Origin of the sequence: Lysobacter dokdonensis DS-58 (genome assembly GCF_000770795.1) — a bacterium.
GTDB lineage: Bacteria > Pseudomonadota > Gammaproteobacteria > Xanthomonadales > Xanthomonadaceae > Noviluteimonas > Noviluteimonas dokdonensis.
Genome location: NZ_JRKJ01000020.1, coordinates 41,937 through 54,848 on the forward strand (window position 1 = coordinate 41,937; position 12,912 = coordinate 54,848).

Sequence of the window (12,912 nt, forward strand, 5' to 3'; positions counted from 1 at the left end):
CCTGAACCGCCCAACCTTACCGGCAGCTCCGTGAACGATGCCACCGCTCAGCGCGGGCGACGGCGCACCGGGATGGCCGAGACCGGCACGGCGGTGACTTCGAAGCCGCCCTCACGGATCGGCGCGCCCGGCGGCGGCGCCCAGGCCATCGAGGTGATGACCTCCCATGTGGCGGGAAGCGCGCCGTCGCCCATGCGGAAGGCCTCGTACGCCTTCGCCGCGGCGGCGAAGCGTGCGCGGCCGGTCAGCGTGTGGCGGCGCGTCTGCAACGCGTTCGTCGCGCCGATCGCCCGCTGCTCGCGCATCAGCGCCGCCAGGTCGGGGTAGCGCGTGGTGTAGAGATCGCGGTCGAGCACCGGGTTGCTGAAACCCGCGTGCACGAGCGCATCGCCGAACTGCGCGATCGTCGCGAAGGGCGAGACGTGCGGCGTTGCATCGGCCTGCGAGAAGGCATCGCGCAACTCGTGCAGTGTGTCCGGGCCGAACGTGGAAACCAACAGCAGCCCGCCGGGCTTCAGCACGCGGCGGAACCCGGCGAATGCAGCGGGCAGGTCCTCGACCCATTGCAGGCACAGGTTGGAGAACAGCACGTCGACACTGCCTTCGACGAAGGGCAGGGCGCGCACGTCGGCGTTGACGCGATCGAACGGCCGCCACCACCCGCTGCGCTTGCCCGCTTCGCGCAACATCGGCAACGCCATGTCGACCGCGACCACGCGCGCCTTCGGCCAGCGCTTGCGCATCGCGGCGCTCGCACGGCCCGGGCCGGCGCCCAGGTCGAGCACCACGTTAGGCTTCGGCAATTCGAGCTTCGGGTCGTCGAGGTAATCGAGGGATTCGAGCAGGCGCGCTTCGACCTCGTGTTGCAGGGCCGCGGCCGCGTCGTAACTGGCGGCGGACCGCGAGAAGGCGCGGCGGACGTGTCGCTTGTCGAACAGGGGGTTCATGCGCGCAGGAAATCCGCCAGGTGCGCGGCCACGTCGTCCGCATGGGTGAGGAACGGCGCGTGGCCGGCGTGTTCGACGACGTGCACGGACGCCGGAGCGCCCGACAGCGCGGCGCTCTCGCGCATCGCGCGTGCGTCCACGAGCCGGTCGCGGCGGCCCGCGAGCCACAGGCTCGGTGAGCGCAGGCGCGGCATCGCGGTGCGCAGGTCGGCGGTCTTCAACAGATCGAGGCCATCGGCGAGGACGTGCGCCGAGGGTTCGCCGCGCGCGAACAGATCTTCGCGCAGCGCGCGCACTTCGTCTTTCGCGTGGTCCGAACCGAAGGCTTCGAGCGCGACGAAGCGGTCGAGCGTGCCGCGGTAGTCGGTGCGCAGGCCGGTTGCGAAGTCGCGGAAGATTTCAGGCGAGACGCCGTAGCGCCAATCGGCGCTGCGCACGAAACGCGCGCTCGCGCAGATCAATGCGGCGTGCGTGGCGTGCTCGGGCCGTTCGATGGCCGCATGCAATGCGAACAGGCCGCCGAGCGACCAGCCGAACCACGGCGCCGCCGGGACATGCGCGGCGATCGCTGCGACGCCGGCATCGAGGGTGAGCGGCACGCCGCAATCGCGGGACAAGCCGTGGCCCGGCAAGTCGACGATGTGCAGCGTGAAGCGATCGCGCAAGCGCGCCACCAGCGGCGCGAACACGCCGCCATGCATCGCCCATCCATGCAGCAACACGAGCGGCGGGCCGTCGCCGACGACATCGACGTGCAAGCTCATGCGTGCGGTTCCTGCGGGAGCACGATGGGCGTCGGCCGCGACACGAGCCACGCGAACAGGCCGATGCCCGCCACGACCAGGCACGCGCCCCCCAGGGCGACGCCGTGCGGCCAGGTCTCGCCGAGGAACAGCGCGCCCAGCACCATCGCGAACAACAACTCCGCCGCCTGCATCGCTTCGGCGGCGCCGAGCGCGGCGGGCTGGTCGCGCACCATGCCGGTGGCCTGGAAGAACAGGATCGTCGCGACGATGCCCGCGCCCATCGCCACGCCCGCCGCGAGCCACGTCTGCGGCAACGACGGCGGCCCGGCCTGCTGATAGGCGAACGCCGCGACGAGAAGCCACAACGGCTGGCTCGCGAGCGTCATGCCGAAGACGCGTTGCGTCGCGCTCAACGTCTCGCCCGTCCGCTCCAGGTGCAACAGCAGCAGGCGATTGCCGATCGGATACAGGGTCGCCGACACGAGCACGCACGCCAGCGCGATCCACGCCGCGCGGTCGAGCCGGCCCTGCGCGTAGCCGAACTGCAACAGCACGACGCCGACGAGGATCACGCCGCCGACGCCGAGCGCGGCCATCGGCACCTTGCGCCGCGCATCGCGATACAACAGCGGCGCGCACAGCATTCCCGCCACGACCGTGAATTGGAAACTGCCCGCGATCAGCCACGACGGACCGCTCGACGCGGCGAACGCCAGCAACAGATAGAACCCGACGAAGCCGATCGACGCGGATTTGAACCACGCCAGCGGGTGCGCGCGCATCGCGCGCCACACCGGCGCGATGCCGCCGACCAGGGGCATCAGCGGCAACAACAGCGGCAGGGTGATGAGGTAACGCAACGCCGCGGTCCACGCCCAATGACCGCCGCCGGTCGCGGCCGCGCGATTGAGCACGTACGTCAGGGTGAAGAACAACGCCGACAACAGCGCGACGCCGATGGCCGCCAGGGCGCGGCGGCCGTCGTGTGCCCCGGCGGTCATGCGTGCGCGGCGATGGGCTCGGCGTCGGCTCCGAAACCGTGGCCGATGGCATCGCGCGCCCAGGCGAGCGCGTCGAGCAGCGCGTCGATTTCCTGCGGCGAGTGCAACGCCGACAACGTGATGCGCAGGCGCGACTTGCCCTCGGGCACCGTCGGCGGGCGGATCGCGGAGACCCAGAAGCCTTGCGCTTCGAGCGCCTGCGCGAAGGCGAGCGCATGCGCTTCGTCCCCGCACAGCAGCGGCTGGATCGGCGAATGCGACGGCAGCACTTCGAAACCACGCTTGGCCGCGCCGGAGCGGAAGCGAGAGATCGACGTGATCAGTTTCTCTCGGCGCCATTGCTCGCGCCGCGCGATCTTCACCGCAGCGAGCGACGCGGCGGCCTGCGCCGGCGGCAACGCGGTGGTGTAGATGTACGGACGCGCGACTTCTTCCAGGTGCGCGATCAGGTCCGCATCGCCGACCACGGCCGCGCCGTAGCTGCCGAGCGCCTTGCCGAGCGTGACCAGTTGCAGCGGCGCGGCATCGACGCCCAGGCGCGCGGCCGCGACGGTGCCGCGGCCTTCGGGGCCGAGCACGCCGACGCCGTGCGCGTCGTCGACGTAGAACAGCGCGTGCTGCACGCGCGCGATGACCGCGAGTTCGCGAATGGGCGCGACGTCGCCGTCCATGCTGAAGACGCCATCGGTGGCGAGCATCGCCGCGCCGTCCGGCACGCTGCGCAACTGGCGCAACGCACCTTCGGGATCCAGGTGCGGATAGCGGCGCAGCTTGCAGCCGGAAACGCGCGCGGCGTCGATCAGGCTCGCGTGGTTGAGGCGGTCCTGCACGCAGACGTCGTCATCGCCGAGGAAGGCCTGGACGACGGCGAGGTTGGCCATGTAGCCGTTGCCGAACAGCAGCGCGCGCGGCATGCCGAGCCACTCCGCCAGTTCGCGCTCGAGCGCGTCGTGGGTGGCGTGGTGGCCGCAGACCAGGTGCGAGGCGACCCCGCCGGCGCCATCGCGCGCGGCGGCATCCTGCATCGCGTTGACCACGGCGAACTGCTGCGCCAGGCCCAGGTAATCGTTGCTGCAGAAGCCGGTGAGCCAGTGGCCGTCGACTTCGAAGCGGACGCCGTCGCGGCGGGTGACGCTGCGACGGACGCGCGTGCGCGCGAGGGCCTCGCGCTGGGCGCGGGCGGCGGCGACGCGGTCGTGCAGGCGCGGGCGCATGGGTCAGGCGGCCTCACCGGTGATCGCGGCGTGGACGGTGGTGCTGCAGTCTGACGCGACGTCCGCCGATGCAACGTGCATGGGTCGCAGTCCGAGGCGTTCGAACAGCCGCTGGTCGTGTTCGGTGTCCGGGTTGCCGGTGGTCAACAGCTTCTCGCCGTGGAAGATCGAGTTGGCGCCCGCGGCGAAGCACAGCGCCTGCAACTCGTCGCTCATCGTTTCGCGGCCGGCCGACAGGCGGACCATCGAGCGCGGCATGAGGAGGCGGGCCACCGCGATCGTGCGGACGAATTCGAAGGGATCCAGCAGGGCGGTGCCCGACAGCGGCGTGCCCGCGACCTGGACGAGGCGGTTGATCGGCACCGAATCCGGATGCGCGGGCAGCGTCGCCAGCGCGTGCAGCAGGCCGGCGCGTTGTTCGCGCGATTCGCCCATGCCCACGATGCCGCCGCAGCAGGTCTTCATGCCCGCGTCGCGCACGTGCGCCAGCGTGTCCAGCCGATCCTGGAATTCGCGCGTGTGAATGACCTCGCCGTAGAAATCCGGCGCGGTGTCGATGTTGTGGTTGTAGTAGTCCAGGCCCGCGTCGCGCAGCGCGTGCGCTTGCGTGTCGGTCAGCATGCCGAGCGTGGCGCAGGTTTCCAGGCCGAGCGCCTTCACCTCGCGGATCATCGCGGCGACCTTCGGGATGTCGCGGTCCTTCGGCGAGCGCCAGGCGGCGCCCATGCAGAAGCGCGAGGCGCCGGCGTCGCGCGCCTGCTTCGCCTTCGCGACGACATCTTCGGTGCTCATCAGCTTCGTAGCTTCCACGCCCGTGTGGTAGCGCGCGGCCTGCGGGCAATAGCCGCAGTCCTCGGGACAGCCGCCGGTCTTCACGGACAGCAGCGTCGAGACCTGGACTTCCGTCGGATCGAAGTGCTCGCGATGGACCGTGGCGGCGCGGTGCAGCAGCTCGGTGAACGGCAGCGCGAACAGCGCGAGGACTTCGTCGCGCGACCAATCGTTGCGCACTTGGCTGACAGCAGGCATGGGAGTTTCCCGACAGCGATGGGGATACAGACCGGGCAGTCTGGAAACCATGACACTGGCTGTCAACCAATGGTCACTTCCCCGGGTTGACGGGCGCCTTCGGTGGCCCGGCCGTTGTCTGGCCTGCCATTCGGCCGGTCCGCCGGGGCGGGACCTGTGCGAGGCGTGCGGCCGTGCCCTGCCACGCATGCCGGCCGCTTGCCAGCGATGCGCGCTGCCGCTGGCCGTCCCGGGCACGTGCGGCGCTTGCCTGCGGCGGCCGCCGCCGTTGCGTGAGGTCCATGCGGCGTTCCTCTATTCGGCGCCGCTCGATCGGCTGCTGCCGCGCTTCAAGTTCCACGACGACCTGGCGGCGGGTCGATTGCTGTCGCAACTGATGGTCGAGGCGTTCGCCGATCTGCCGCGTCCCGAGACGCTGGTCGCGGTGCCGCTGCATGTCGCGCGCCTGCGTTCGCGCGGTTACGACCAGGCGCTCGAATTGGCGCGGCCGCTATCGCGTGCGTTGCGGGTGCCGTTGCTGAGCGGCCGGCTGTGCCGCATGCGCTCGACGGCGCCGCAGTCGGAACGCGACGCGGCGGCGCGGCGGCGCAACCTGTATCGCGCATTCGACGTCCGCGGCGGCGCGGCGATGCCGGCGCACGTGGTGCTGATCGACGATGTCATGACGACCGGCGCCACGTTGCACGCGGCCGCGGATGCGTTGCTGCATGCCGGCGTGCGCCGCGTCGATGCCTGGGTGTGCGCGCGCGTGCCGTGAGGCGCGCGCACGTCGTCAGGGCATGACCGGCGGCACGTAGGCCAGCGTGTTGCCGAGCAGCCACAACAACCCGAGCACCAGCGGCACGTGCACGAGGAACTGCACGAACGTGAAGCCGACGATGTCGCGCGCCTTCAGCCCCAGCACGCCGAGCAGCGGCAACATCCAGAACGGGTTGACCAGGTTCGGGAGCGCTTCGGCCGCGTTGTAGATCTGCACCGACCATCCGAGGTGATAACGCAGGTCGTTGGCGGCCTGCATCACGTACGGTGCTTCGATCAGCCACTTGCCGCCACCGGAGGGCACGAAGAATCCGAGCACCGCCGAATACGCGCCCATCACCAGCGCGAACGTGTCGTGGTGCGCCACCTGCACGAACACGTGCGACAAGCGATGCGCGAGCGTGTCGCCATCGCTGCCGGGCGCGGCGGTGAGCAGCATCGCGATGCCGCCGTACAGCGGGAACTGGATCAGCACGCCCGCGGTGGAAGGCACGGCCCTGGCCACGGCGTCGAGGAAACTGCGCGGCCGCCAGTGCAGCAACAAGCCGAGTGAAAGGAACAGCAGGTTGTAGGTGTTGAGGTCGGCGATGGCGACGCTCGCCGGACGCGACACGAACTCGCTCGCGAGCCAACCGAAGGCGAGCAGCGACAAGGCGATGGTGACGAGCGGGCTGAATTCCAGCCATTCGCCCGGACGCGTGCGGCGCGCGGGGGCATCCGGCGTTGGCGCATGCCCTGGCTCCTCCGGCGCTTCGCGCACGGCGTCCCCACTGGGCGCGGTCCACCATGCGATGCCGATCGACACGGCGATCAGCACCGCGGTCAGCGCGACCGACTGCCACAGCAGGATCGTCTGCGAAAACGGCAGCACGCCGGTGATCGCGAGCAACGCCGGCGGCATGCTCGCAGGATTGGCCTGCAATTGCGCTGCCGACGAACTCAGGCCCATCGCCCACACGGCGCCGAGCCCGAGATACGCGGCGGCGCCCGCGGCGCGATAGTCCATGCGCAATTCGCCGCGCTTGGCGAGCGCGCGCACGAGCAACCCGCCGAAGACCAGCGAGAATCCCCAACTGAGCAACGACGTCAGCATCGACACCGCAGCGACGAAGGCCACCGCGCCGCGCCCCGTGCGCGGCACGCGCGCCATGCGCTCGATCGCGTGCGACACGACCGGCGCACTGGCAAGCACGTAGCCGCCGATCACGACGAACACCATCTGCATCGTGAAGGGAATCAGGCTCCAGTAGCCCTTTCCGAAGGCCTGCGCGGTGGCGCTTGGCGTCGCACCGAATGCGAGTGCGGCGACGGCGACGATCGCCACGCCGAGTGCGGCGAACACGTAGGCGTCCGGGAACCAGCGTTCGGCCCAGTCGGCGCAGCGCAGCGCGAGCCGCGCGGTCCAGGCCGCGGCATGCACGCGCGCGCTCATGCGTGCGCCGCCTGCCAGTACGCCACCGCGATGCCGGCGAAGACGCTCATGCCGACCCACTGGTTGTGCAGGAACGCGCGGAAGCACGCGTCGCGTTCGCGATGGCGCGCGATGAGGAATTCGTACGCGACCAGCAACGCGGCGACACCGATCGCGATCCAGTACGCCATGCCCAACGCCGCCTGTCGCCCGACCAGATACAACGCGAAGAAGGTCGCCGCGTACAGCACGCCCTGCGCGACCAGGTCCGTGTCGCCGAACAGGATCGCGGTGGACTTCGCGCCGGCGCGCAGGTCGTCGTCGCGGTCGACCATCGCGTACCAGGTGTCGTAGGCCGTCGCCCACAGGATGTTCGCGCCGTAGAGCACCCACGCGATCGGCGGCACCTCCCCGCGGATCGCGGCGAACGCCATCGGGATCCCCCAGCCGAACGCCAGGCCGAGGTACACCTGCGGCAGGTAGGTGTAACGCTTGAGGTAGGGATAACTCGCCGCGAGCACCACGCCGATCGCGCTCATCCAGATCGTGAGGCGGTTCATCGTCAGCACGAGTGCGAAGGCCGCGAGCATCAACGCGGCGAACACCAGCAGCGCTTCGCGGCCACCGACCTTCCCGGACGCGAGCGGACGGTCGCGCGTGCGCTCCACCTGCGGGTCCAGCCAGCGGTCGGCGTAGTCGTTGATCACGCAGCCGCCCGAGCGCGTGAGCCAGACGCCCAGCGTGAACACGATCAGCGTCCACAACGGGGGAATCCCTTCGGCCGCGACCCACAGGCCCCACCACGTCGGCCACAGCAGCAGCAGCCAGCCGATCGGCCGGTCGCCGCGCACGAGTTGCCAGTACAGGCTCAGGCGTTCGCGCCACCGCGGGACGGGCGGCGGAATCGGCGCGTAGTCGCGTTCGTAGCTCATGGTCCTCCCCCTGCTGTGCGAGAATGCGCGCCCCCGCGGCCTCGTGGGGTGTGCCATCGCGATGCGCCCGTAGCTCAGCCGGATAGAGTAGTGGCTTCCGAAGCCATTGGTCGGGGGTTCGAATCCCTCCGGGCGCGCCATCGCCCCGCGTTCGCGGGGCGGCCGGCACCCTTGGCTCGCACCCGCCGCGGCCTTCTGGAATAATCCCCGGCTCTTTGTTGGCTCTGCGCGGCAACGCGCCCCTGGACGGATCGTGCGCAACTACGACCTCGACTTCCTCAAGAAATTCTCGATGGTGATCGGCTTCCTGGCCGCGCTCACCCTCGCCCTGATCCTCTTCGCGCACTACCTGCAGGGCACGCTGGTGCCGGAACAGGACCCGGCCGTGGCCAAGCGCACGCTCTCGCGCATCGCGCCGGCCGGCGCGGTCTACGCCGGCCAGACCGGCGCCGCGCAGCAGGCTGCCGCGGTGGCCGCCGCCGCCGCGAAGGCCGCTTCGCAGGTCGCCTACGGCGGCACGATGGATGGCAGCCAGATCTTCGGCAACCTCTGCACCGGCTGCCACACCTCGGGCGCGGGCGGCGCACCGATGATGACCGCCGCCGGCATGGGCGCGCGCGCGGGCAAGGGCAAGGACACGCTGTACAAGCACGCGATCGAAGGCTTCACCGGCACCGCCGGCCACATGCCCGCCAAGGGCGGCAACCCGGCGCTGACCGACGACCAGGTCAAGGCCACGGTCGACTGGATGCTCGCGAACGTGAAGTGACACAACGGCCCGCGAAAGCGGGATCCGGAACCCGACGAACGCCGCTCCACGAGCGGCGTTTTTCTTTGCAACACCCTCCCCACCCCTGCGGCATCATCCACGGATGAACACCACTCCGCCCCCCGGCGTCGCACCCGCCGACCACGCCTTCACCATCGACGGCCCCGCCGGCCCGATCGAAGCGGCCTGCGACGACCCCGAGCCCGGCGTCACCGCCCTGCCGATCGTCGCGGTCGTCTGCCATCCGTTGCCCACCGAGGGCGGCACGATGCACAACAAGGTCGTCACGATGACCGCGCGCGCGTTGCGCGAATGCGGCGCGACGACGATCCGCTTCAACTTCCGCGGCACCGGACAATCGGACGGCACCTTCGACGAAGGGCGCGGCGAAGCCGACGACCTGCGCACCGTCGTCGCGTGGGCACGCGCCAAATACCCCTCGCACACGCTGTGGCTCGCCGGTTTCAGCTTCGGCGCGTACGTGTCGTACAAATGCGCGCATGCGTTGCAGCCGGGCCTGCTGTTGTCGATCGCACCGCCCGTGGGGCGCAGCTGGGACTTCGCGCAGATCCCGCACCCCAACTGCCCGTGGATCGTGATCCAGGGGGAAGACGACGAGATCGTCGATGCGCAGGCAGTGCAGGCGTGGGTCGCGACACTGAAGCCCGCGCCCGAGTTCGTGTCGATGCCGGAAACCAGCCATTTCTTCCATCGCAAGCTGATGGACCTGCGCGGCGCGATCAAGTCCGCCGTGCGCCCGTGGCTCCCGGATCCGGCGACCGGATGAACGACCATCCGACACCGTCGGCGGCCTATGCCGCCGGCGTCGCGCGCGGGGAATGGCAGGACGATGCGGCGCAGCATCCGGCGTTGCGCGAACTCGATCGCCTGCACGATGCACTGCGCACTCCCGCCAACGGCGGCGGCCTGTTCTCGCGCCTGTTCGGCAACGATGCGCCGCAGGCGCCGCGCGGCCTGTATCTGTGGGGCGGCGTCGGCCGCGGCAAGACGTTCCTGATCGACCTGTTCTACGACGGCCTGCCGATCGCGGAAAAACGCCGCACCCATTTCCATCGCTTCATGCGCGAAGTGCACGAACGCCTGCGCGCGCACGCCGGCGAACGCGATCCGCTCGCCGCCATCGCGAAACAATGGCGCGAAACCTTGCGCGTCCTGGTGCTCGACGAATTCTTCGTCAGCGACATCGGCGATGCGATGCTGCTCGCGCGCTTGCTCGACCGGATGTTCGCCGAAGGCGTGGTGCTGGTGACGAGCTCCAACGCCGCGCCCCGCGACCTGTACAAGGACGGCTTGCAGCGGTCGCGCTTCCTGCCCGCGATCGCATTGATCGAACAACGGTGCGCCGTCGTGTTCCTCGACAGTCCCCAGGATTACCGCCTGCGCGCGCTGACACGTTCTCCGGTGTATCGCGCGCCGCTCGATGCCGGCTCGGACGCCTGGATGCGGGAGCGCTGGGAAACGCTGAGCCACGGCTGCCCGCGCGAGGACGAGCCCTTCGTCGTCGATGGCCGCACGATCGATTCGCGCGCGCGCGCCGAAGGCATGGCCTGGTTCGATTTTTCCGCGCTGTGCGAAGGCCCGCGCGGTACGTCGGATTACATCGAACTGGCGCGCGAATGCCACACGGTGCTGCTCGGCGGCATTCCGAAGTTCGACGCGCTCAACGACGATTCGGCACGGCGCTTCGTCAACCTGATCGACGAGCTCTACGACCGTCACGTCAACCTGGTGTGCACCGCCGGCGCGATGCCGATGCAGCTCTACGCCGGCGAGCGCCTCGTCGCCGCGTTCGAACGCACGGCCTCGCGGCTGATCGAAATGCAGTCGGCCGAATACCTCGCGCTGGAGCACCGCTCCTAGGCGGTGCGCTTCCGGTTGAGGTGCAGGCCGCCGTACACGGCGACCAGCACCGCGAGCGCGACGCCGATGGCGATGAGCTCGCTCGAAGTGAGCGTGAACACCACGAGCACCATCGAGACGGTCGCGATCAACGGAATCACCGGGCCGCCCGGCAACACGAACGGCGTGTCGCCGCGTTCGCGCAGGTCCCTGCGCTGTGCCCACCACGCGGCGAGGCTCACCAGCCCGTAGACCAGGCAGATCGCGCCGCCGGAAATGAGCGCGAGCTTGTCGAAGCTGCCGGCGATCGCAAGGATCCATGCGGGCGTCGCGTGCGCGACGAGCGCATGCATCGGCACGCGATGCGACTCCGTCACGCGCCCGAAAATGCGCGGCAGGTAACCGTCGCGGCCGAGCGCATACACCAGGCGCGAAGTGCCGAGCAGGTTGCCCATCATGAAGCCGGTCATCGAGATGCACGCCGTGACGAGCAGCAGGATGCGCGCCGGCGTCCACAACGCGCCGGCGGTATCGGCCACCGGCACCTTGCTCTGGCCCAGCGCAGGGCCAAGCAGGCCTTGGCCCACGATCTGCAGGCCGAGATACAGCAGCACGACGAGCAGGATCGCGGCGACCGTCGCGCGCGGGACGTTGCGCGAGGGATCGCGCAATTCGCCCGACGGCACGAGCGCGGTTTCCATGCCCGAATAGGCGAACATCACCAGCGCCATCGACGCGCCCAGCGCGGACCAGGACGGCACGTCGCCGACGGCGAAGCTCACCTGGCTCCAGTCGACGAACCAGATGCCGATGGCAGCGAGCAGGAACAACGGCGTGAGCTTCAGCGTCGCCAGCGCGACGATCGCGCGCGCGCCGAGCTTCACGCCGAAGGCGTTCAGCGCGAACAACCCCGCGTAGACCACGGTGATGAACAACGCGCGCGGTACCGGGCCCGCGAGCGCGGGCACGAGATTCGCGACCTGCTCGGACAACGCCGCCGCGACGCCCGCGCTGGAGGTGATGTTGCTGATCCACATCAGCGCGCCGGCGATGAACCCGGCGAACTGCCCGAAGGCCGCCGTGAGGTACGTGTAGGGCCCGCCGGTCGCGGACACGCGGCTGCCGACCGCCGCGAAACACAACGCGATGGGGATGATCGCCAATGCGCCGGCGATGAGCGCGATGGGCGCGGCGACGCCGACCTGCGTCGACAGCGCGGCCGGCATGCGGAAGATGCCGCCGCCGATGATGACGTTGATGACCGCGGCGGTGAGCGCGAAGGTCCCGACGGCGCGGATGAGCGCGGCCTCGCCGTGGACGGCGCCGAGCGCGGGTTGCGAACGCTGGTCCATGTGGTGTTCCCCGGGTGACGGCCGAGCGTCGCACAGGTGCGCGGCCCAGCGCGAGCCCCTTCCGTAGAATGGCGGCATGACTTCCAGCGAATTGCCGCTCGGCCGGGCGGTCGACTACCCGCGCCACTACGACCCCGGCCTGTTGTTCCCCATCCCGCGCGCGGTGGGCCGCAGCGCGTTGTCCATCGCCGGCGACACGCTGCCCTTCGTGGGCCACGACCGCTGGCACGCGTACGAGCTGTCCTGGCTCGACGGACGGGGCAAGCCGATGGTCGCCACGGCGACCTTCACCGTGCCGGCCGATTCGCCGCACCTGGTCGAATCGAAATCGCTGAAGCTGTACCTGAACTCGTTCAACTCCTCGCGTTTCGACAGCGCCGACGACGTGCGTGCGCGCATCGCATCGGATCTCGCGCGTAGCGCGGGTGCGCCGGTCGACGTGCACTTCGGCTTGCCGCCGATGATCGGGGACGAAGACGACGTGGTCGACCTCGATGCGCTCGCCATCGACATCGACGATTACGGCCCTCCGAATGCCGGCCACCTGGCGTGCGATGCGGGCGACATCGTCGAAGCGCGCGTGCGCTCCGCGCTGCTGAAGTCCAATTGCCCGGTGACGGGCCAGCCCGACTGGGCGGAAGTGCGCATCGAATATCGCGGGCCGCGCATCGATGCGGCCGGGTTGCTGCGCTATCTCGTCAGCTTCCGCGACCATGCCGAGTTCCACGAACAGTGCGTCGAACGCATCCATACCGACCTCGTCGCGCGCTGCGCGCCGGAACAGTTGTCGGTCGAGGCGCTGTATACGCGGCGCGGCGGACTGGACATCAACCCGTGGCGCGCGACGCCCGGTTCGGCGCCTCCGCTGGCGGTGCGCGCGCTGCGCCAATGA

At 70.0% G+C, this 12,912-nt stretch carries 13 protein-coding genes and 1 tRNA gene; 6 read left to right on the forward strand and 8 right to left on the reverse strand.

Annotated features, from left to right (window positions below):
• Nucleotides 1–47 precede the first annotated feature (47 nt).
• The 5 genes from bioC to bioB are packed head-to-tail and all read right to left on the reverse strand — an operon-like array spanning nt 48 to nt 4,937.
• Nucleotides 48–947 (reverse strand): malonyl-ACP O-methyltransferase BioC, encoded by a 900-nt coding sequence (gene bioC / locus LF41_RS12570; RefSeq protein WP_036170251.1) that lies wholly within the window; start codon nt 945–947, stop codon nt 48–50.
• Entirely contained in the window at nt 944–1,705 is a 762-nt protein-coding gene (gene bioH / locus LF41_RS12575) for a pimeloyl-ACP methyl ester esterase BioH (protein WP_036170337.1), read from the reverse strand. Before bioH ends, bioC begins: the two co-directional genes overlap by 4 nt.
• A 2-nt stretch (nt 1,706–1,707) precedes the next feature.
• Nucleotides 1,708–2,694, reverse strand: coding sequence for a multidrug resistance efflux transporter family protein (locus LF41_RS12580; RefSeq protein ID WP_052116408.1), 987 nt, complete (start codon nt 2,692–2,694; stop codon nt 1,708–1,710).
• Nucleotides 2,691–3,908: an 8-amino-7-oxononanoate synthase gene (gene bioF, locus LF41_RS12585; RefSeq protein WP_052116409.1), complete on the reverse strand. Its 1,218-nt coding sequence runs from the start codon at nt 3,906–3,908 to the stop codon at nt 2,691–2,693. The genes LF41_RS12580 and bioF overlap by 4 nt, the downstream gene beginning before the upstream one ends.
• 3 nt (nt 3,909–3,911) lie before the next feature.
• Nucleotides 3,912–4,937: a biotin synthase BioB gene (bioB, locus tag LF41_RS12590; RefSeq protein WP_036170253.1), complete on the reverse strand. Its 1,026-nt coding sequence runs from the start codon at nt 4,935–4,937 to the stop codon at nt 3,912–3,914.
• A 49-nt stretch (nt 4,938–4,986) separates the two neighbouring features.
• Here bioB and LF41_RS12595 point away from each other — a divergent pair, with 49 nt between their 5' ends.
• Nucleotides 4,987–5,694 carry a ComF family protein gene (locus tag LF41_RS12595; RefSeq protein WP_036170255.1) on the forward strand — a complete coding sequence of 236 codons (708 nt, stop codon included), beginning with the start codon at nt 4,987–4,989 and terminating at the stop codon, nt 5,692–5,694.
• 15 nt (nt 5,695–5,709) lie between these two features.
• Here the strand turns inward: LF41_RS12595 and LF41_RS12600 are convergent, their stop codons facing one another.
• Together LF41_RS12600 and ubiA are read right to left on the reverse strand one after the other, a co-directional pair.
• Nucleotides 5,710–7,128, reverse strand: coding sequence for a short-chain fatty acid transporter (locus tag LF41_RS12600; RefSeq protein WP_036170257.1), 1,419 nt, complete (start codon nt 7,126–7,128; stop codon nt 5,710–5,712).
• Nucleotides 7,125–8,039 carry a 4-hydroxybenzoate octaprenyltransferase gene (ubiA, locus tag LF41_RS12605; RefSeq protein ID WP_036170259.1) on the reverse strand — a complete coding sequence of 305 codons (915 nt, stop codon included), beginning with the start codon at nt 8,037–8,039 and terminating at the stop codon, nt 7,125–7,127. Before ubiA ends, LF41_RS12600 begins: the two co-directional genes overlap by 4 nt.
• A gap of 63 nt (nt 8,040–8,102) precedes the next feature.
• On the opposite strand from ubiA, the gene LF41_RS12610 reads away from it, so the two are divergent.
• From LF41_RS12610 to zapE, 4 genes are all read left to right on the forward strand, one after another.
• A tRNA-Arg gene (locus LF41_RS12610) sits at nt 8,103–8,179 on the forward strand.
• A gap of 113 nt (nt 8,180–8,292) precedes the next feature.
• A complete protein-coding gene (locus LF41_RS12615) occupies nt 8,293–8,808 on the forward strand; it encodes a c-type cytochrome (RefSeq protein WP_036170261.1) in 516 nt (171 codons plus the stop codon).
• A gap of 103 nt (nt 8,809–8,911) precedes the next feature.
• Nucleotides 8,912–9,595, forward strand: a complete 684-nt coding sequence (locus LF41_RS12620) for an alpha/beta hydrolase (RefSeq protein WP_052116410.1) — start codon at nt 8,912–8,914, stop codon at nt 9,593–9,595.
• Nucleotides 9,592–10,689, forward strand: coding sequence for a cell division protein ZapE (gene zapE / locus LF41_RS12625; RefSeq protein ID WP_036170263.1), 1,098 nt, complete (start codon nt 9,592–9,594; stop codon nt 10,687–10,689). The genes LF41_RS12620 and zapE overlap by 4 nt, the downstream gene beginning before the upstream one ends.
• Here zapE and LF41_RS12630 read toward each other — a convergent pair.
• The gene (locus tag LF41_RS12630) at nt 10,686–12,020 is read right to left on the reverse strand and encodes an APC family permease (protein WP_036170265.1); all 1,335 of its coding nucleotides are present in this window, start codon (nt 12,018–12,020) and stop codon (nt 10,686–10,688) included. The genes zapE and LF41_RS12630 overlap by 4 nt on opposite strands.
• 76 nt (nt 12,021–12,096) lie before the next feature.
• Here LF41_RS12630 and queF point away from each other — a divergent pair, with 76 nt between their 5' ends.
• The gene (gene queF / locus LF41_RS12635) at nt 12,097–12,912 is read left to right on the forward strand and encodes an NADPH-dependent 7-cyano-7-deazaguanine reductase QueF (protein ID WP_036170268.1); all 816 of its coding nucleotides are present in this window, start codon (nt 12,097–12,099) and stop codon (nt 12,910–12,912) included.